The sequence below is a fragment of the Chryseobacterium sp. SIMBA_038 genome (assembly GCF_046535115.1).
Taxonomy (GTDB): domain Bacteria; phylum Bacteroidota; class Bacteroidia; order Flavobacteriales; family Weeksellaceae; genus Chryseobacterium.
The window spans coordinates 1019203-1036704 of the sequence record NZ_JAWRXH010000001.1 but is presented as its reverse complement, the minus strand read 5'-3'; the positions used below and the strand labels follow the sequence as shown (position 1 = coordinate 1036704).

The window sequence follows — 17502 nt, the reverse complement described above, 5'->3', positions numbered from 1 at the left end:
CTTAAACCATGAACAGAAGAGAACTTTTAAAAACAGGAATATTGGCGGGAACGTTGAGTGTTATTCCTTTTTCCAATACTTTCGCAGCCATCAATGAGCCACAATTGAATCGGGAAGATGATCTTTCAGGTTTTAAAAAGATAAAATTAGGTGAACTTGATCTATTCATTTTAACCGATGGATTTATTCATGAGAAAAATCTGGAATCTTTTGCTCCGAGAGGAAATGTTTCAGAATTAAAATCAATTCTTAAAGATAATTTCCGATCCGATGAATATGTAGATATGGCGATGAACGTTCTGTTGGTAAAAACAAAAAATAAACTGATTTTACTGGATGCCGGAATGGGAATTTTCGCTGATGAAAGAACCGGATTTTTAGTGAAAAGCCTTCAAAAAGCAGGATTTTCACCCATAGATATTACAGATGTTTTTCTTTCCCATGCACATCCTGACCATATTGGTGGAGTGGTGGATAAGCAAAACAAACTGGTTTTTCCGAATGCCAATATTTTCATTTCAAAAGTTGAACATGACTTTTGGATGCAGGCGACGATTAAAGATTTTAGTAACAGTATATTAAAAACAATACCTGATGTTCTTAATCAAATTATTCCAGGCATTCAAAATGTATTGAAAACCATTCAGCCAAAGTTAAAATTTTATGATTTAAATAAATCTTTGTATGATAATTTTAACTTTCAATTGGCGCCCGGACATACGCCTGGCTTAACGGTTATGACAATTTCTTCGGGCAACGAGAAACTGCTCTATATCGCAGATCTCATTCATTCAGACGTTATTCTTTTTCCGCATCCGGATTGGGGATATTTCGGAGATACAGATCTTGATATTGCAATCGCATCGCGTAAAAAGTTGCTTCAGCAATTGGCTGAAACCAAAACCAGAGCTTTTGCCTATCACTTGCCTTGGCCGGGATTAGGTTTTACAAAGAAAAAAGGTAATGCTTTTGAATGGTTTCCGGAAGTATTTATGAATTAAAAAGTGAAAAATTTCTTTAACCATTAAGTTTTTATTTAAGTAGTTAAGAATATTAAGCTTTTAGGTTATATTTTTTTTTAGCTTAAAAATCAAAATGATTTATCTTAATTAAACTTAACTTCTTAAGTTTTCTTAATGGTTCAAATAAAAGTACTTAAATTTTCCACTAAATAATTAAACAATAAATCCTCTCATTGCTGGGAGGATTTATTTTAACATAAGAAAAGTTGATATTGTTACATATCGTTGTGCAATAGTAAAGACGGATGAAATTTATTTTTACTTTAAATTTTTTCAAAAATTAATTCCTGAGGATAAATTTTTCTAAATAATAGGTAAGTGATTGAAAGAACAGTAAATGCTAAAATCGCGTCAATGGTTGAAGCAAATCCGAGAACTGCAATTTTAGAAAAGAATGCAAAAATAATATCGAAAAACATTCCTGCAAAGACCCATTCTTTCAATCTCAATAATCTGTTTGGAAGTAAAAGAACAATTACTCCCGCTAGTTTAAATATTCCAAGAATGTAAATGAAATGCGATGGATAGCCTAACTGAAGCGTAATGTCCCAAACCACAGGATTTTTTGTCAGTTCAAAAAAGCCACTCGCTCCAAACCAAAGAGACATAAAGATTGCGCTTGACCAATAGATGATTTTTGTTGTTTTTGTTGTCATTTTTATTTGTTTTTAAATTGTTGATTTTTTAATTTGGTTAATCGCAAAGGCGCAAAGAATAATTAATAATAGAATGTTTTAAGGCGCAAGAAAATCATTGATTTTCAATTTTTAATTAAATTGCTATTGTCTACAATCAATTTTATCGCAGATAAAATCCTTGCGCCTTAAAAGCATAAACTGTTTAAAGAAACTTTGCGTCTTTGCGTTTAACTTGAAAAATTTAGTTTAAAATAAAACTTTAGCAGAACCTAAAATTTCCCCAGACTTTGTATTTTGTATCAAACCAATTACTTCCCAATCATTAGGATTAAAATTTTCAGGTAACGGGAAACTTGTTGTTCCTTCCGAAGTGCTTTTTAGTGAAATTTGATTTTGCTGATGAACGATCTGCCAATGCTGTAAATGATGTCCTTCATTTTCGCCTTTTGCCACATTGGAGGACGATTTTTTCTCAATCAAAGTAATGAGTAATTTATTTTGAGAATTGGTTTCTGCAGTTTTATAATTAACAGTAATTTCTTTTGAAAGAATTTTTGCTTCTAAATCTATTTTGATGTTATTTGAACTAAAAAGCGCATTTTGAATAGCACTTTCCACTGCATTTTGGTCTGAACCCACAAACTCTTTTTTTCCATTAGCAACCAATTGCGGAGTATAAACTTGTGAATTTAAAGTACTACTATACTGCTGTTGGCGCTGTGAATTTTCTGCACTGCTGAATTTATCTTTCCAACCAAGATGATTCCAGTAATCAACGTGGTAAGCAAGAATATAGACCGGTTTATCTTTGTATTCTTCTGCAATTTTCCCCATCAAAGCATCTGCGGGCGGACAACTTGAACAACCCTCTGAAGTGAATAATTCCAGAACGGCAAAACCGTTGTTTTTGGAAGACAAATTTTGATGAGATTCTTCAGCTTTGTTCTTATAAACAAAAGCGGAGACGATGAACATTAATGCTACAAAAGCTGCTGTTCCTATTAAGTTTTTTAGTATCATTTCTTTTAATTTGATTCAAAAGTAGACACCTTTTCGACGCAAAAGAATACAAAAAAGGTTCAACCGGACAAATTGCGAGGTGAACCTTGAAAATATAAAACTGAAGTTTTTTAACTATTAGCGATCTTCCAGCCAAGTAAAAAAATTATGTGATTTCTCTTTATTGATTAATAATTTTTCGGGAGTCTCAATCGTTAATTTCACATAGATTTTTCGCTGAAAATAATGCTCCATTTCTTTGATTGCACTGAAATTTATAATGTATTGTCGATTAACCCTGAAAAATTGTTTTTGAGAAACCTGTTCTGCAACCTGCCCCAGAGTTTGAGTAAGCTGAAAATGCTGTTTATCGAAAGTCATTAGATGTGTGATCTCATTATGAATGAAAAAATATGCAATATTCTCCGTCGGAATTGTTGTATATTTTTGATTTTTAAAAACCAGAAAACTACTTTTCGCAGCCGTTTGGGGCTGTGTTATTTTCTGTAAAAGAGCTTCCAAGTCGGGAATTTCTGATTTCTGAAAAAATTTCTTTAATTCATCAACTTTCCGGAAAGCTTCGGCAATGTCGTCACGTGAAAATGGTTTTAAAACATAATCGACACCTTTACTTTTAAAAGCATCCAACATATATTGATCGAAAGCGGTACAAAAAACCACCGGACAAGTGATTTCCACCTGCTTGAAAATTTCAAAAGAAAGTCCGTCTGAAAGGTGAATATCCATGAAAATTAAATCAGGCTTGATACCTTTTGACAAAGCTTCAACACTGCTTTCGATACTATCGTAAACATCGATGATTTTGGCTTCGGGTCTTAATTCTAAAATCAAATTCTGCAGGGATTTTGCTGCTCGAAATTCGTCTTCAATAATGATTATATTCATGGATCAGGGGGAGTTTTATTTGAAATATTTTTTCGTCGTCAAGAATGTTGATTTCTTTTTCCATAAGATGTTTGTAGCGCATATTTACGTTATTTAAACCCACTCCCAAAGAATCTTCGGGAATCATTTTTCGCTGAATCGGGTTTTCAATAATGATTTTATCTTCTGCATTATAAATCTTAATGTTAAGAGGCTTGCTTTTCGAAACAATATTATGCTTAATACAATTTTCAACTAATAATTGCAATGTAAAAGGGGGAATTAATGTTTTTAAAACTTCATCATTCAATTCATTCGTAAATGTAATTCCTTCACCAAAACGCGCTTTTTGGAGAAAAAGATACGAATCCAGAATTTTCATTTCTTCCTTAACGGTGATAAGATCTAACTTTCTGCTTTCCAACGTAAAACGGTAAAAATCAGATAGTTTCATAATAAAATCAACAGTTTCAGAATCGTTGGTTTCTGCCATTGATTTTAGAGTATTCAAACTGTTAAAAAGAAAATGCGGATTGATCTGCTGTTTTAATAATTCAAATTGAGCGCCTAAATTATCGCTTTTTACTTTCTCCAATTCAAGCTGAACTTGCTGACCTGCGTAATTATTTTGAAGCAAAGTCAAAAACATATAGCAAACAAGGTTGATCAAAATCCCTCTAACCTCGACCATCAGCATGGTTGGACCAAAATTGATATGGGACAAAATAAGTTGTTGGATCCACGCCAGACCGAACATCACGACCATCCCAAAAGCCAAAACGACCAACAGTCTTGAATAAGAAATATTTTGTCTTCTTTTCCCCGAATTGCGGTTCAGCATATAGATATTGAGATACCACATAATGATTGAAAATGCAGCTGTTATCGCTGAATTCACGATCGCCTCCTCCCAATTGAAAGCATGGGAAGCGAGTTGTGGAACCGAAGATAATATTCCCAAAAACAGGGAACTTACCCAAATAACGGCTTGTGAAATTTTTATTTTTTGTTGCTGCATGACAACTGTGAATTTTAAAAATGTTAAGTTAATATTTTTAATTATTATTTTTGTCAATTGTGAATAGTCAATTCGCTTCACTTGTAAATTGTTGGAGTCTTATAGATTGACCATTCACTTGCGAAGCAAAATTCACCATTCACTAAAAAATTATTAAGGTCTCACGACGGGTTTATAACTCATGATATATTTTATTCTTTCTTCTTTATTAGGTTGAAAATTTTCGGTTTTAGAAGAATTTTGTATTTGATAAGAAATATTTCCGATTTTATCTGTCTTAATGGTTTCTACGCTTAAAAGTTCACCAGTTATTGTTCCTCCGATATATTGTGGGTTTTCGTGATACTTCCATGTTACTAATTTTATCTCTGAACCCATTTTAAGTTGATTATTTTCATTTGATAATGATTCTAAAGCTTTTTGGTTTCCGTATAGAGCGGATGATGTTTCTTTTTTTGTATTTAATGATGTTGAAATGAATTTCAAATTTCCAGGATCAAAAACAACGCGTTTTAAATCTTTATCCGGTTCGTCAATTTTACAGGCAGTGAATAAAGCGCAAACTGACATGATGATGAATAGTATTTTTTTCATTATTTCTGAAGGTTTTTAATTAATCTTTCTGTATTTACTTTCATTGGAACGTCAAATAAGTATCCTGTTTTTTCAGCTAACTGACGGTGGCAAGCGATACATGATTCTTTGGCAAATGAAGCCGTTTTTCCTGTCGGATGAAGATCTTTTCCTGAAAATTTTGCAAATCCCCAACCTTCCGTATCGGTATATTTTTTTGAATCTTTAACCATAAATTGAGCATTCACAAACTCTCCTGCTCTCACTTCTCCATCAGCTAATTTCTCCTGTTTCCAAACAGATTTTACAACAATGCTTCCGTTTGGCCAAGGGTGAAAATCTTCCGTTTCGATAGCTTTTACAGCAATATCATTTCCGTAAATTACACGGATTGAATTATCGAAAAGCGTACTCATACTGATGACTTTCCAGCTTTTATAATCGTCTGTGTATTTTACGCCGTTTGGAGAAACCGGAAATTCTGAAGGTGTGTTATTTTCTGAAATTTCGATATTTTGATGAATATTTTTCAATTCGTTTTTTACAGGAGCAATGCTGGATAATGAAAGTGTATATTTTTTAATCGTTTCAATATCTTTTGTAGTAATTTTTGCAGAAGGATGAAGTAATGTATAATTGTGAAGCGGCATTTTTCCGCTTTGCATCATGTTTAAAATGGCATACATTTTTCCCTGATGCTCACCTGCTGAGTAATTCCATTCTGAAAAATTGAGAACTTCTCTCGCTCTTTTTACATCTTTATTCACCCCCCAAGAAATCGGGGCAATTTTATCATACCAACTTAAATTTTGTTGATTTGAATGACAATTAAAACATGAATTTTCCAGGATTGCGAGAACTTCGTGAGGTGCTTCGATCTTTTTTGCAACAGGTTTTCCCTCTAATGGCTTATTGAAAAGCTGTAAAACGACAAAGATTCCTAAAACCGCCAAAAATACAATGGCTATTGGTTTTGCGGTTCTTTTTTTCTTTATTGAGTCCATAATGATTTTATTTTTATGTCTCAAAAGTAGTTTGTTGAAGGATGTTTTGGAATCTGAAATTAGGTGAACCGGACAAATGAATAGGTGAAAATGGAATTTTGGGAATTAAAAAGATAGGAAGTTTGAAGCTGGATGCTGGAAGTTTAACGATGTATAAAATCTTCCCTCTTCCAGCTTCCTCTCTTCCTACCTACAGAACCATTCCGCCGTCAATCAGAATTTCGGTTCCTGTCATAAAACTTGCAATAGTATTGTCTGATAAATAGATGACTGCCTTGGCAACGTCTTCTGCGGTTCCCATTTTTCTCAAAGGAATTGCATTAATTAGCCAATCATTAAGACCATCCAAAGTAGCTTCATCTAAGCCGGCTTTGGTCATGATTTCTGTTTTAGTAGGTCCCGGACTTACCATATTTACACGGATTTTTCTTAGCGCAAGCTCTGCAGCAGCTGTCTTTGCAATTGAGTTCAAAGCTGCTTTACTTGCCTGATAAACCGAGCTGTTTGGTTTGTGAGTTGTTGCAACATTCGAAGATAAAAAGACAACGGATGCGCCATCATTTAATAGAGGAATAAATTTACTTAATGTGAAATATGCTCCTCTAAAATTAATATTCATTACTTGATCAAAATTTTCTGAACTCATGTTTTCAATTGATCCTAAAGTTCCGGTAATTCCGGCATTGATAAATAGGATGTCAACTTTTCCGTATTGATTTTCAACTTCTGTCTTCAAAGATTCAATATCTTCTAATTTTCCCTGATCGGCTACAAATGGAATTGCTCCCAATTCCTCTGCCGCTTTTTCAATCGCTTCTTTTCGTCTTCCTGTGATGATTACTTTTGCACCTTCTGCAATTAATTCTTTTGCGGTTGCATATCCGATTCCGCTGTTTCCACCAGTTACGATGGCTAGTTTGTTACTAAACTTTTTCATTTCTTTTAAACTTTTTTGACAAAGTTATTTCAAATTGATATACTTTTGTAACCAGTATCACAGAGTATATCAGTATCATCAATTATATCACGTAAATTTACAGACATGGAAAGAGATCAAACCGAAGAGCTTAGAGCATTGCAGGACACCCTTTATTTTATTGGCGGAAAGTGGAGAATTCCTGTTATTAATGCCATTTGTAACGGCAACAAACGTTTCCGTGAAATTGAAAGAAGCATCCCCGGAATCACCACAAGAATGCTCTCAAAAGAGTTAAAAGATATGGAAATGAACAAATTGGTAAAACGAAATGTTTACCCCGATACTCCTGTTTTAATTGAATATGTTCCAACAGAATACTGCCGGACTTTTGGGAAGATTATTGGAGAAATGATTAATTGGGGTAGGGAGCATAGGAGAGTGATTGTGGAGGATAAGATTTAGAATTAAACACAAATATTCACGAATTTTAAGCACAAATAATACAACTTTATTATATCAATAGGAACGGGCTTTAGCCCGTTTTCAATATAATATATAACCAATTGGCTTTAGCCAAAACATAAAATAATATTTAGCCTAGATTCTTCTAGAATGACAAACGAGATGTATATTTTTCTTTGTGGTTATTTGTGAAAAGTATTAGTGATTATTTGTGTTAAAAAAAAAAAAAAGCCCCTTAAAAAAGGAGCTTTCATTTATAGTATATTCGAAAATTAAATTCCGTCAATAATTTCATTTAAAACTGTGCTTGGTCTCATTGCTTCATACGTTTTGTATGTATCAGTTTTGAAGTAACCATCAATATTTTGAGGTTTACCTTGAGCACCAATTAATTCAGCATTAATTACTTCTTCGTTTTCCTGCATTGCTTCAGCAACCGGAGCGAATTGTGCGGCTAATTCAGCATCAGCAGTTTGGTTAGCTAATGCTTCAGCCCAATACATTGCTAAATAGAAGTGAGAACCTCTGTTATCGATTTGTCCAACTTTTCTTGCAGGAGATTTATCTGTTGCTAAGAATTTAGCATTTGCTTCATCCAATGCATCAGCTAAAACCTGAGATTTTGTGTTCCCTTGAGTTTGTGCTAAATGTTCTAAAGAAGCCTGTAAAGCCAAGAATTCACCTAGAGAATCCCATCTTAAATAACCTTCTTCTAAGAATTGTTCAACGTGTTTTGGAGCAGAACCTCCGGCACCTGTTTCGAACAAACCACCACCATTCATTAACGGAACGATAGAAAGCATTTTTGCAGAAGTTCCAAGCTCAAGGATTGGGAAAAGATCTGTTAAATAATCTCTCAATACGTTTCCTGAAACAGATATTGTATCTTTTCCTTCTCTTGCTCTTTTCAACGTTTCCGTCATTGCGTCTTTAACATCAAGAATTTTAATGTCAAGTCCGTTTGTATCGTGATCAGCTAAATATTTTTCAACTTTTTTGATCATTTCTCTGTCATGAGCTCTTCCTTTATCTAACCAGAAAATAGCTGGAGTTTCAGAAAGTCTTGCTCTGTTTACTGCTAATTTTACCCAATCCTGAATTGGAGCATCTTTAGTCTGACACATTCTGAAAATATCTCCGCTTTCTACTTTTTGAGAAAGAAGAATATTTCCAGTTTCATCCTGAACCTCAATTGTTCCTTCGGCTGTAGCTTGGAAAGTTTTGTCGTGAGATCCGTATTCTTCAGCTTTTTGAGCCATTAAACCAACGTTCGGAACAGAACCCATTGTGGTAGGATCTAGTTTTCCGTGAGCTTTCATATCATCAATTACTGACTGATAGAAACCTGCATAAGAACGGTCTGGAATGATACAAACTGTATCTTCTTCTTTCCCTTCTTTGTTCCACATTTTACCTCCGCCTCTTACCAAAGCCGCCATAGATGCATCAACGATGATATCAGAAGGAACGTGGAAATTCGTAATTCCTTTGTCAGAATTTACCATTGCCACTCTTGGTCCGTTTGCCAAAGCAGTTTCGATGTCAGCTTTAATATCAGCTTCCTGAGCATTTCCTTTGATTTTGTCAAAAAGATCAGCAAGACCATTGTTTGGATTAACATCTAAAGACTTGAACGTTTCAGCATATTTAGTGAAAACATCTTTGAAGAAAGTTTCTACAATCGCCCCGAAAATAATTGGATCAGAGATCTTCATCATCGTAGCTTTAAGGTGAGCAGAAAGTAGTACGTTTCTGTTTTTAGCCTCATCGATAGCTTGTTGAACGAAAGCTCTCAAAGCGTTTAAGTTCATTACAGAAGAATCAATAACCTCTCCAGCCTGAAGACCTGCGAAATCTTTTAATAAAGTTTCAGCACCGTCATTTCCTTTGAAAACGATTTTATATTTTGTAGCATTCTCAAGAGTGGTAGAAGTTTCAGTTCCGTAGAAATCTCCGTTGTCCATGTGAGCAACGTCAGTTTTGCTATCAGAAGCCCAATCTCCCATTCTGTGAGGGTTTGCTTTTGCGTAGTTTTTAACAGCTTTTGGAGCACGTCTGTCAGAGTTTCCTTCTCTTAACACAGGGTTTACAGCACTTCCTAATACTTTAGCATATTTAGCTTTAATAGCTTTTTCATCGTCATTTTTAGGCTCTGCAGGATAATTTGGTACTGCGAAACCTTTAGACTGTAATTCAGCGATAGCCGCATCCAATTGAGGTGCAGAAGCTGAAATATTGGGTAATTTGATAATGTTTGCATCCGGTTGAGTAGCCAATTGACCTAATTCTGCCAATGCATCACCGATCTTCTGATCATCTTTCAAAAATTCTGGGAAGTTTGCTAAGATTCTTCCTGCCAAAGAAATATCCGGAACCGCGATCTCAATATTTGCTGATTTTGTAAAAGCTTTTACAATCGGTAAAAACGAGTGTGTAGCCAACATTGGAGCCTCATCCGTAAGGGTGTAATAGATTTTTGATTTGTCTGACATTATACTGTTATTTATTATTTGAAATTTTAAGTTCCACAAATTTAGTTAAAATTTAATTTTTTTAGATTAATCCTAAATAAGAATTTCCACTTTAAGATTAATTTAACCTTTGTTTCATTAAAAAAGTTTTGATTTTCATTAAATTTGAAAAACCTTAAAAAATAAATTATGTCAAATATTACCTTAAAAGGAAACGCAGTAAACACAATAGGAACTTTACCGTCAGTGGGAACTACCATCAGAGATTTTGCTTTGGTAGATTCAGGTTTGAATGTAAAAACATTGGAAAGTTTTGAAGGAAAGAAAAAAGTTTTCAATATTTTCCCAAGTATTGATACTCCGACTTGTGCATCTTCTGCAAGAAAATTCAACGAAGAAGCTTCAAGTTTAGAAAATACTGTTGTAATCAATGTTTCTAAAGATTTACCGTTCGCATTAGGAAGATTTTGTGCTGCAGAAGGCTTGAACAATGTTGAAACACTTTCAGATTTCAGAAGCAGTTTCGGTGATGATAATGAATTAACGATCACAGATTCTCCATTGAAAGGACTTTTAAGCCGTGCTGTAATCGTAACTGATGCTGATAATAAAGTTGTTTACACAGAGCAGGTTTCAGAAATTGCTGATGAGCCAAATTATGATGCAGCTCTTTCAGCTTTAAAATAATTTAGAAATAATAATTTTTCTATGGAAAGCCTTGTGAAATATTTCGCAGGGCTTTTTTCTGTGAAAATGATTCATGTATTAATTGTTTGTTAATGAATATTTTGAATTGTTTTATTGTGATTGTTGTATTTTATTTGTAAAAAAGATAGTTTTGCAAAAAACTAAATAATTAATGAAACAAATTTTCACATTTTTATCAACCCTAACGTTTGCATTAGGGTTCTCACAGGACGGGTTTTTAGATACAACTTACGGCAATTCAGGATTTTATGTCCATAATAGTGGAGCTTACGGAAAATCTATTGAGATTGATGCCAATCAAAAAATGGTGATTGGAAGCTATGGTACAGATCGTACTTTTAAATTCTTTAGATTTAGTTCATCAAATCAATTAGATACTACTTTTGGAACAGGAGGTTCAACATCAATATCTTTAGGCGGAGAAAATGCTGTACTAAATGATATGAAAATACAGCCTGATGGAAAAATTGTAGCGGTAGGATATTGGGAAGATGCAGGAAGCGCAAACAGAAAAGATTTTATTGTTGTCAGATTAAATGCAGACGGAACACTGGATACTACTTTCAATGCAACAGGAAAGCTTACCATTGCGTTTGGTACAAATGAGGATGTAGCAAATGCTGTTGCCATACAGAATGATGGTAAAATTCTGGTAGCCGGGCATTCTTTCACAGGATCTTTCAGAGATATTGCGATTGCAAGAATAAACGTAGACGGAACATTCGATAACACATTTGGAACCAACGGGAAGATTACAACAGATATTGCAGGAAATCATGATGCAGCGACTTGTATTGCCATAAATAGCGACGGTAAATTTGCAGTAGGCAGCTATACTTACGGAGCGGGATCATCAAATAATTTTGCTGATTTTGGTGTTGCGAAATACAATACAAATGGTTCTTTAGATACATCATTCAGTACAGACGGAAAGCATGTTGTGGTAATTGCTCCATCATTTAATGATAAACCTGTTGCAATAGCATTTCAAAGTAATGGAAAAATCTTAATGGGTGGATCTGCATTGCTTTCAACTAGCACCAGAGATGACTTTGCCGTAGTAAGATTGAATGCTAACGGTACATTAGATACTTCTTTTAATACAGCAGGTATTTTTACAACTGCCCTAGGATCATCTGATGATACGGCTTATGCTATGAAATTGCTTTCAGACGGTAAAATTTTATTGGCAGGAACTATTAGTTCAGGATCTTATAATGATATAGGTTTAATAAGAGTTACAAGCAGCGGTTATTTAGATACAACTTTCGGAACCAACGGGAAAACTCAGCAGGGATATGGTAATTTGTCTGTTATTCAGGATATGGATGTCATGAGTGACGGAAAGATAATGGTTTGCGGATCTGCGGGGACAACTAATATTTTTCTGGCAAGATTCAATGGATCAACACCTTTGTCTTTAGGGACTAATGATTTGGTAGCAGACAAAAAAGAATTTTCTTTATATCCGAATCCTGTAAAAGATGTATTGTATTCTGATCAGAAACTGGAAAACTTTGAGCTGTATTCTGCAAGTGGAAGTTTGATAAAATCCGGCAAAAATGAAAAGAGTATCAGCGTTCATGATCTTCCTAAAGGAGTGTATATGCTGAAAATTAAAAATAAAGATAAAAGCATAACAAAGAAAATAATTAAAAATTAATGATAAAAAAGCATCCTGAAAAGGGTGCTTTTTCTTATTATTGGAAATAAAACCTAAATTATGAATGCAGAAAAAGTTATCCCAATTTTAAGAATTTTTGATTATCAAAAAACAATAGAATTTTATATCAATTGGCTTGGATTTGAAATCGTTTGGGAACATCATTTCGAAGACAATACTCCCGTTTATATGGAAGTTAAAAAAGACAATATTATTCTTCATTTAAGCGAACATCACGGTGATGGAACTCCCGGAAGCCGCGTTTTCATCTGGGGTGAAGGTATCCCGGATTATCACAAAGAATTGATCGACAAAAAATACAAATACAACCGTCCCGGGTTGGAGAAAACCTTTTATGACGCTATTTCTTTCACCGTCGATGATCCTTTCGGAAATAAAATTATTTTTAATGAAAAGTTTGATGAAGAAAAGCATAAAAATTTAAATCTTTATTCAAACCATTAATTTGATTTAAACACAAACGCACACAAATATTTTCACAAATAACCACAAACATCTGTGCAGATCTGTGAAATCTGTGGGAGAAAAAAAATCAACACAAATTTAAATTAATGATTCAACTCATCAAAATATCTTCATATTAAAACTAACTTTACACACAATAAATGAAACGTTCCGGAACAGCAGATTTACCTCTTCACTATGGCAAAGTACCGCCATGGTTGTACGAGCGTATGTCGATTCTCGGACTTTCAATTATTGAAGTTATCTTAGCAGATTACGGGAAAGATGAAGTTCTTCGTCGACTTTCTGATCCGTTTTGGTTTCAAAGTTTTGGTGCTGTGATGGGAATGGATTGGCATTCTTCAGGTATTACAACTTCCGTGATGGGCGCTTTGAAACGATCTATCAATCCCAATTCGCAATCGCTCGGATTATATATTTGTGGAGGAAAGGGTAAATTTTCCAGAGAAACGCCATCAGAATTACTTCAAATTGCTGATAAAACAGGCTTGAACGGAACAGAATTGGTTAGAGCCAGCAAACTTTCCGCAAAGGTTGATAATACGGCAATTCAGGATGGTTATCAATTATATTTACACAACTTTATTTTATCAGACAACGGAAATTGGAGTGTTGTTCAACAAGGAATGCATGAATCCGACGGAACTGCAAGACGCTACCATTGGCATTCGGAAAACATAAAATCCTTTATTGAAGAACCTCATACAGGAATCAATGGAATTTCGAGAGGAACAATTTTAAACTTAACGGACTCAGAAGCATCAGAAAACCGAAAAGGTATTCTAGATATTTCTCACACAGATTCCGCAGAAATTATGAGTGATTTTTCACGATTAATTCTTCCTAATCATCATGATGTTCAGGCTTCTGACGTTGATTTAAAACGTCTCGGAGCGCTTTTGTATGTAACCCGCGAAAATCAACCGCAGAATTTCGAAGATTTATTATTATTAGAAGGTGTCGGACCGCGAACAATGCAGTCTTTGGCTTTGGTAAGCGAAGTGATTCACGGTGCGCCTTCAAGATTCAAAGATCCTGCAAGATTTTCCTTTGCTCATGGCGGAAAAGACGGTCATCCGTTTCCTGTTCCGACGAATGTTTATGATGAAAGTATTCAAATTCTTAAATCAGGAATTGAAAAATCTAAGCTTGGAAATTCAGATAAATTAAAAACCTTAAATAAACTTCATCAGATTGTTGAAGCCACAGAAAAGGATTTTATCCCAAATTTTGATATACTGGAAGTAATTGAAGACGAAAGACAAAATTCTTGGCGTTTTGGTGGAAAAACGGTTTTCGGAGATGCTAAAAAACCTTCCAGTCCAAAATCGATTCAGCTTTCTTTATTCTAACACTTTTTTCGACTTAGGAAGCGGAGACGTTAAGAAAATTACAATTTAAACCGTTAAAAAATTCCCACTGTTTGAGCGCGAGATAAATTCAGAATCGAAGAACAAATACTAAATTCGCGCGAGTTTTGGGGATTTTAGGATTAAATTTTAATTTTTAGTCGGAGTTTCCAGTCTTGAACTTTTGGTTCTTTTGCTTCAAGGTAAAAGAACAGATAAATTATTATTTAAATTAATGTTTAATAATTCCTTCATCAATTCCAATAAAAATTCTATTTTTAAAACCTTAAAAAACATTGACTTGATGACAAACAAAGCCTTAGAAATCTGCTATGATTTCCCATTTTTCTTATCCGAGGAGCTTGAAGAAATATTTCTGGCTCATGAAAAAGTAGTTTTCCAGAAAGGAGATATTATTCTTGAAGAAGGAAAAACCGCCAACGAATATTATATTTTGGAGAAAGGTTTGGCTCGTTCGTTTGTCAATGATTTTAATGGAAATGATGTAACGACGCATTTTTTTGCAGAAAATGAGATCATTATTGAAGTTTCTTCACTTTTTCAAAGAATTCCGACACAGGAGAATATTGTCTGCATTACAGATTGCGAATGTTGGAAATTCGATTTTAATACTTTTCAGGAATTATTCCATAAAATTCCCAACCTCAGAGAATGGGGAAGAGCCTGGATGTCACAACAACTTTTCATTTATAAGCAACGCTCTGTCGAGATGTTTACGCTTTCCGCAACAAAGCGTTACCTTAATCTTTTAGAGCAGAAACCTCAGGTTGTACAATTTGCCCCTTTGAAGCAAATTGCTTCCTATCTGGGAGTTACAGATACTTCGTTAAGCAGAATTCGCAAAGAAATTGTTTCACATCCAAAGAAAATTTAAATCTTGTCTTATGGCAAGTTGATTTTCGTAACGAGTTGGTAATTTTGGTTAAAAGTTTAACACTAAAAAAATTACAAAATGGAAATCAATCAAATTTATGTCAATCTTCCGGTTAAAGATATTCAGAAAACGAGAGAATTTTGGACGAAATTAGGTTTTTCGATCAACGAACAATTTTCAGATGAAAAGGCAATTTGCGTAATAATGAAAACCGATCATATTTACACCATGTTTTTAAAGGAAGAATTTTTTCAAACATTTACAGACAGATCTATTGCAAACGAAGAAACAACTCAAACGCTCCTTGCAATCGGGGTAAATAGCCGTGAAGAAGTTGATAATATGGTAAAAACAGCTGTTGAAAACGGAGGGTCTATATACAGCGAACCGAGAGATCACGGTTGGATGTATCAAAGTGCTTTTTCAGATTTAAACGGACATCAATGGGAAATAATGTTTGCTGATATGTCTAAGCTTCCGACAGAATAAAATTTCTAAAATTAAAACAAAACCTTAAAAAATTACAAAATGAAAATTAATCAAATTTACGTTAACCTTCCAGTTAAGGATATTCAAAAAACGAAAGAATTCTGGACAAAGCTTGGATTCTCAATCAACGAACAAATTACAGATGAGAGAGCAGTTTGCGTGATAATGAATGACAATACTTATGTCATGTTTTTAACGGAAGAACATTTCCAGACTTTTTCAGAAAGACCGGTTCCAAAAGGTGATACAACTCAGGTTTTGATTGCTATTGGGCTAGACAGCCGTGAAGAAGTTGACCAATTAGTAAATACGGCTGTCGAAAACGGAGCGTATCAACACGAAGAACCACAGGATTACGGCTGGATGTATCACAATTCTTTCTGGGATATCAATGGACATGGCTGGAATGTCATGTTTTCAGATCCTTCTCAAATGCCAAAGGAGTAATCTTATAATTCAAATATTTCTCGCAGATCCGCAAAATCTGCGAGAGAAAAACCTAAACCCAAACCACAATTTTTTTCACAAATAAACACAATCATCCGTATAAATCTGTGAAATCCGTGGGAGAAAAAAAATCAAACACAATGGACACACCAAAATCAAAAAAATTAGACATCATCATCCCCGCATTTCGAGGCCACAGCCAAAGTTTTCTAATGGTTCTTGACGGAATTTCAGAAGAAGATGCATTAAAAAGAATTGAAGGAAGGACAAACCATATTATTTGGATGGTCGGGAACTTTCTTGATATGCGTTACGCTTTGGGATCTGTACTTGGACTTCAGGAAGAATTCGAATTCAAAGACTTTTTCTTTCAGGGGAAAGCGTTGGATGAAAGTTTAAATTATCCGTCTTTACAGCAATTGAAAGATGCTTTTCATAAAATTTCTCCACTTGTTTATCAAAAATTATTGGAAGCAACAGATGAAGAACTCGACAAAGCATTTCCAATGGGAATGAGCATCGATTTTTTCCCTGAAACCGTTCTGAATTTCGTTGGAATGTGCATCGGTCGTGAAGATTATCTTTCCGGACAAATCGGATTAATGCGAAGAATCCTTGGTTATGAAGGAATGAAATATGATTTTGATAAAGATTTAAAATATTAACAATGAATCCGGTTGAAAAAGGTCACAAGCAAGTTAACGGAATCAAGATGTATTACGAAATCTACGGTTCCGGAAAACCTTTGGTACTGATTCATGGCGGAGGTGGTTCGATTTTATTTGATTATAAAGAAGTTATCACAAGATTAGAAAACAAGTTTCAATTAATTGGAATTGATCTTCAAAACCACGGAATGTCCGAACATCGCGATATTCCCGAAACTTTCGAACAGGATGCTCATGATGTTGCTGCTCTTTTGAAAGAATTAAATATAGAAAAAGCATCATTTTGGGGTTTCAGCAATGGCGGAAATACCGTTATGCAGATTGCTCATCTTTATCCTGAACTCGTTGATAAATTGACCGTTGCTTCTGCATTTTACAAGAGAAGTGGAATGATGAACGGTTTTTTTGAAGGAATGATGGAAGCAACTTTGGAATCAATGCCTGAACCTTTGAAAATTAATTTTCTAAACTTAAATCCAGACTTTTCAGCGCTCGAAAATATGTTCGATAAAGACAGCAAAAGAATGCATACTTTCGAAGACTGGAGCGAAGATATTTTAAAAGGTATAAAATCTCTGACCTTATTTATTTCTGGTGATAAAGATGTAATGAAACCAGAACATATCGTTGAAATGTGGCGTTTGGTAAAAGGTTCTCAATTAATGATTCTTCCCGCAACCCACGGTTCTTATATGATGGCTGATTTTGGAGGAAATATTGACAAGAATTTAATTGATTTTACAGCTTATGAAGTTGAGAGATTTTTAAATCAATAATTCATTTAAGGTTAAAATAGATTCTTCCTT

The 17502-nt window shown here is 34.3% G+C and carries 19 protein-coding genes; 11 read left to right on the top strand and 8 right to left on the bottom strand.

Features of this window, described 5'->3' with window-relative positions:
• The first annotated feature begins 8 nt into the window (after positions 1 to 8).
• On the top strand, positions 9 to 1001 hold the full coding sequence (locus tag SB689_RS04715; protein WP_410691009.1) for an MBL fold metallo-hydrolase: 993 nt from the start codon (positions 9 to 11) through the stop codon (positions 999 to 1001).
• A gap of 284 nt (positions 1002 to 1285) precedes the next feature.
• Here the strand turns inward: SB689_RS04715 and SB689_RS04710 are convergent, their stop codons facing one another.
• The 7 genes from SB689_RS04710 to SB689_RS04680 form a co-directional block, all read right to left on the bottom strand.
• Positions 1286 to 1678, bottom strand: coding sequence for a DoxX family protein (locus SB689_RS04710; RefSeq protein WP_410691008.1), 393 nt, complete (start codon positions 1676 to 1678; stop codon positions 1286 to 1288).
• Between the two features lie 228 nt (positions 1679 to 1906).
• On the bottom strand, positions 1907 to 2680 hold the full coding sequence (locus SB689_RS04705) for a DUF1223 domain-containing protein (RefSeq protein ID WP_410691007.1): 774 nt from the start codon (positions 2678 to 2680) through the stop codon (positions 1907 to 1909).
• Between the two features lie 117 nt (positions 2681 to 2797).
• Positions 2798 to 3565, bottom strand: coding sequence for a LytR/AlgR family response regulator transcription factor (locus SB689_RS04700; protein ID WP_410691006.1), 768 nt, complete (start codon positions 3563 to 3565; stop codon positions 2798 to 2800).
• The gene (locus SB689_RS04695; protein WP_410691005.1) at positions 3546 to 4562 is read right to left on the bottom strand and encodes a sensor histidine kinase; all 1017 of its coding nucleotides are present in this window, start codon (positions 4560 to 4562) and stop codon (positions 3546 to 3548) included. The genes SB689_RS04700 and SB689_RS04695 overlap by 20 nt, the downstream gene beginning before the upstream one ends.
• Before the next feature lie 153 nt (positions 4563 to 4715).
• Entirely contained in the window at positions 4716 to 5156 is a 441-nt protein-coding gene (locus SB689_RS04690) for a hypothetical protein (RefSeq protein ID WP_410691004.1), read from the bottom strand.
• A complete protein-coding gene (locus SB689_RS04685) occupies positions 5156 to 6139 on the bottom strand; it encodes a heme-binding domain-containing protein (protein WP_410691003.1) in 984 nt (327 codons plus the stop codon). Before SB689_RS04685 ends, SB689_RS04690 begins: the two co-directional genes overlap by 1 nt.
• A gap of 190 nt (positions 6140 to 6329) precedes the next feature.
• The gene (locus SB689_RS04680) at positions 6330 to 7076 is read right to left on the bottom strand and encodes an SDR family oxidoreductase (RefSeq protein ID WP_410691002.1); all 747 of its coding nucleotides are present in this window, start codon (positions 7074 to 7076) and stop codon (positions 6330 to 6332) included.
• A 105-nt stretch (positions 7077 to 7181) separates the two neighbouring features.
• Between SB689_RS04680 and SB689_RS04675 the strand changes: the two genes are divergently transcribed.
• Positions 7182 to 7520 carry a winged helix-turn-helix transcriptional regulator gene (locus SB689_RS04675; RefSeq protein WP_410691001.1) on the top strand — a complete coding sequence of 113 codons (339 nt, stop codon included), beginning with the start codon at positions 7182 to 7184 and terminating at the stop codon, positions 7518 to 7520.
• A 272-nt stretch (positions 7521 to 7792) separates the two neighbouring features.
• Here SB689_RS04675 and SB689_RS04670 read toward each other — a convergent pair whose 3' ends face one another.
• The gene (locus SB689_RS04670) at positions 7793 to 10012 is read right to left on the bottom strand and encodes an NADP-dependent isocitrate dehydrogenase (RefSeq protein ID WP_410691000.1); all 2220 of its coding nucleotides are present in this window, start codon (positions 10010 to 10012) and stop codon (positions 7793 to 7795) included.
• A gap of 168 nt (positions 10013 to 10180) precedes the next feature.
• Here SB689_RS04670 and tpx point away from each other — a divergent pair, with 168 nt between their 5' ends.
• The 9 genes from tpx to SB689_RS04625 all read left to right on the top strand — a co-directional run bounded on the left by tpx (position 10181) and on the right by SB689_RS04625 (position 17472).
• Positions 10181 to 10678, top strand: coding sequence for a thiol peroxidase (gene tpx, locus SB689_RS04665; protein WP_410690999.1), 498 nt, complete (start codon positions 10181 to 10183; stop codon positions 10676 to 10678).
• 172 nt (positions 10679 to 10850) lie between these two features.
• On the top strand, positions 10851 to 12362 hold the full coding sequence (locus SB689_RS04660) for a T9SS type A sorting domain-containing protein (protein ID WP_410690998.1): 1512 nt from the start codon (positions 10851 to 10853) through the stop codon (positions 12360 to 12362).
• Positions 12363 to 12422: 60 nt separating this feature from the next.
• Positions 12423 to 12827 (top strand): glyoxalase superfamily protein, encoded by a 405-nt coding sequence (locus tag SB689_RS04655; RefSeq protein ID WP_410690997.1) that lies wholly within the window; start codon positions 12423 to 12425, stop codon positions 12825 to 12827.
• Between the two features lie 161 nt (positions 12828 to 12988).
• Positions 12989 to 14200 (top strand): DUF763 domain-containing protein, encoded by a 1212-nt coding sequence (locus tag SB689_RS04650; RefSeq protein WP_410690996.1) that lies wholly within the window; start codon positions 12989 to 12991, stop codon positions 14198 to 14200.
• 301 nt (positions 14201 to 14501) lie between these two features.
• Positions 14502 to 15092, top strand: coding sequence for a Crp/Fnr family transcriptional regulator (locus tag SB689_RS04645; RefSeq protein WP_066757414.1), 591 nt, complete (start codon positions 14502 to 14504; stop codon positions 15090 to 15092).
• Positions 15093 to 15170: 78 nt separating this feature from the next.
• Positions 15171 to 15581, top strand: a complete 411-nt coding sequence (locus SB689_RS04640; protein ID WP_410690995.1) for a VOC family protein — start codon at positions 15171 to 15173, stop codon at positions 15579 to 15581.
• A 39-nt stretch (positions 15582 to 15620) separates the two neighbouring features.
• Entirely contained in the window at positions 15621 to 16028 is a 408-nt protein-coding gene (locus tag SB689_RS04635) for a VOC family protein (protein ID WP_410690994.1), read from the top strand.
• A gap of 140 nt (positions 16029 to 16168) precedes the next feature.
• Positions 16169 to 16693, top strand: coding sequence for a DinB family protein (locus SB689_RS04630; protein ID WP_410690993.1), 525 nt, complete (start codon positions 16169 to 16171; stop codon positions 16691 to 16693).
• A gap of 2 nt (positions 16694 to 16695) precedes the next feature.
• Positions 16696 to 17472: an alpha/beta fold hydrolase gene (locus tag SB689_RS04625; protein WP_410690992.1), complete on the top strand. Its 777-nt coding sequence runs from the start codon at positions 16696 to 16698 to the stop codon at positions 17470 to 17472.
• The last annotated feature ends 30 nt before the right edge of the window (positions 17473 to 17502 follow it).

Excerpts from the sequence above, each read along its gene's own strand:
- SB689_RS04715 (WP_410691009.1), top strand. The coding sequence starts at position 9 with ATGAACAGAAGAGAACTTTTAAAAACAGGAATATTGGCGGGAACGTTG.
- SB689_RS04710 (WP_410691008.1), bottom strand. The coding sequence starts at position 1,678 with ATGACAACAAAAACAACAAAAATCATCTATTGGTCAAGCGCAATCTTT.
- SB689_RS04705 (WP_410691007.1), bottom strand. The coding sequence starts at position 2,680 with ATGATACTAAAAAACTTAATAGGAACAGCAGCTTTTGTAGCATTAATG.
- SB689_RS04700 (WP_410691006.1), bottom strand. The coding sequence starts at position 3,565 with ATGAATATAATCATTATTGAAGACGAATTTCGAGCAGCAAAATCCCTG.
- SB689_RS04695 (WP_410691005.1), bottom strand. The coding sequence starts at position 4,562 with ATGCAGCAACAAAAAATAAAAATTTCACAAGCCGTTATTTGGGTAAGT.
- SB689_RS04690 (WP_410691004.1), bottom strand. The coding sequence starts at position 5,156 with ATGAAAAAAATACTATTCATCATCATGTCAGTTTGCGCTTTATTCACT.
- SB689_RS04685 (WP_410691003.1), bottom strand. The coding sequence starts at position 6,139 with ATGGACTCAATAAAGAAAAAAAGAACCGCAAAACCAATAGCCATTGTA.
- SB689_RS04680 (WP_410691002.1), bottom strand. The coding sequence starts at position 7,076 with ATGAAAAAGTTTAGTAACAAACTAGCCATCGTAACTGGTGGAAACAGC.
- SB689_RS04675 (WP_410691001.1), top strand. The coding sequence starts at position 7,182 with ATGGAAAGAGATCAAACCGAAGAGCTTAGAGCATTGCAGGACACCCTT.
- SB689_RS04670 (WP_410691000.1), bottom strand. The coding sequence starts at position 10,012 with ATGTCAGACAAATCAAAAATCTATTACACCCTTACGGATGAGGCTCCA.
- tpx (WP_410690999.1), top strand. The coding sequence starts at position 10,181 with ATGTCAAATATTACCTTAAAAGGAAACGCAGTAAACACAATAGGAACT.
- SB689_RS04660 (WP_410690998.1), top strand. The coding sequence starts at position 10,851 with ATGAAACAAATTTTCACATTTTTATCAACCCTAACGTTTGCATTAGGG.
- SB689_RS04655 (WP_410690997.1), top strand. The coding sequence starts at position 12,423 with ATGAATGCAGAAAAAGTTATCCCAATTTTAAGAATTTTTGATTATCAA.
- SB689_RS04650 (WP_410690996.1), top strand. The coding sequence starts at position 12,989 with ATGAAACGTTCCGGAACAGCAGATTTACCTCTTCACTATGGCAAAGTA.
- SB689_RS04645 (WP_066757414.1), top strand. The coding sequence starts at position 14,502 with ATGACAAACAAAGCCTTAGAAATCTGCTATGATTTCCCATTTTTCTTA.
- SB689_RS04640 (WP_410690995.1), top strand. The coding sequence starts at position 15,171 with ATGGAAATCAATCAAATTTATGTCAATCTTCCGGTTAAAGATATTCAG.
- SB689_RS04635 (WP_410690994.1), top strand. The coding sequence starts at position 15,621 with ATGAAAATTAATCAAATTTACGTTAACCTTCCAGTTAAGGATATTCAA.
- SB689_RS04630 (WP_410690993.1), top strand. The coding sequence starts at position 16,169 with ATGGACACACCAAAATCAAAAAAATTAGACATCATCATCCCCGCATTT.
- SB689_RS04625 (WP_410690992.1), top strand. The coding sequence starts at position 16,696 with ATGAATCCGGTTGAAAAAGGTCACAAGCAAGTTAACGGAATCAAGATG.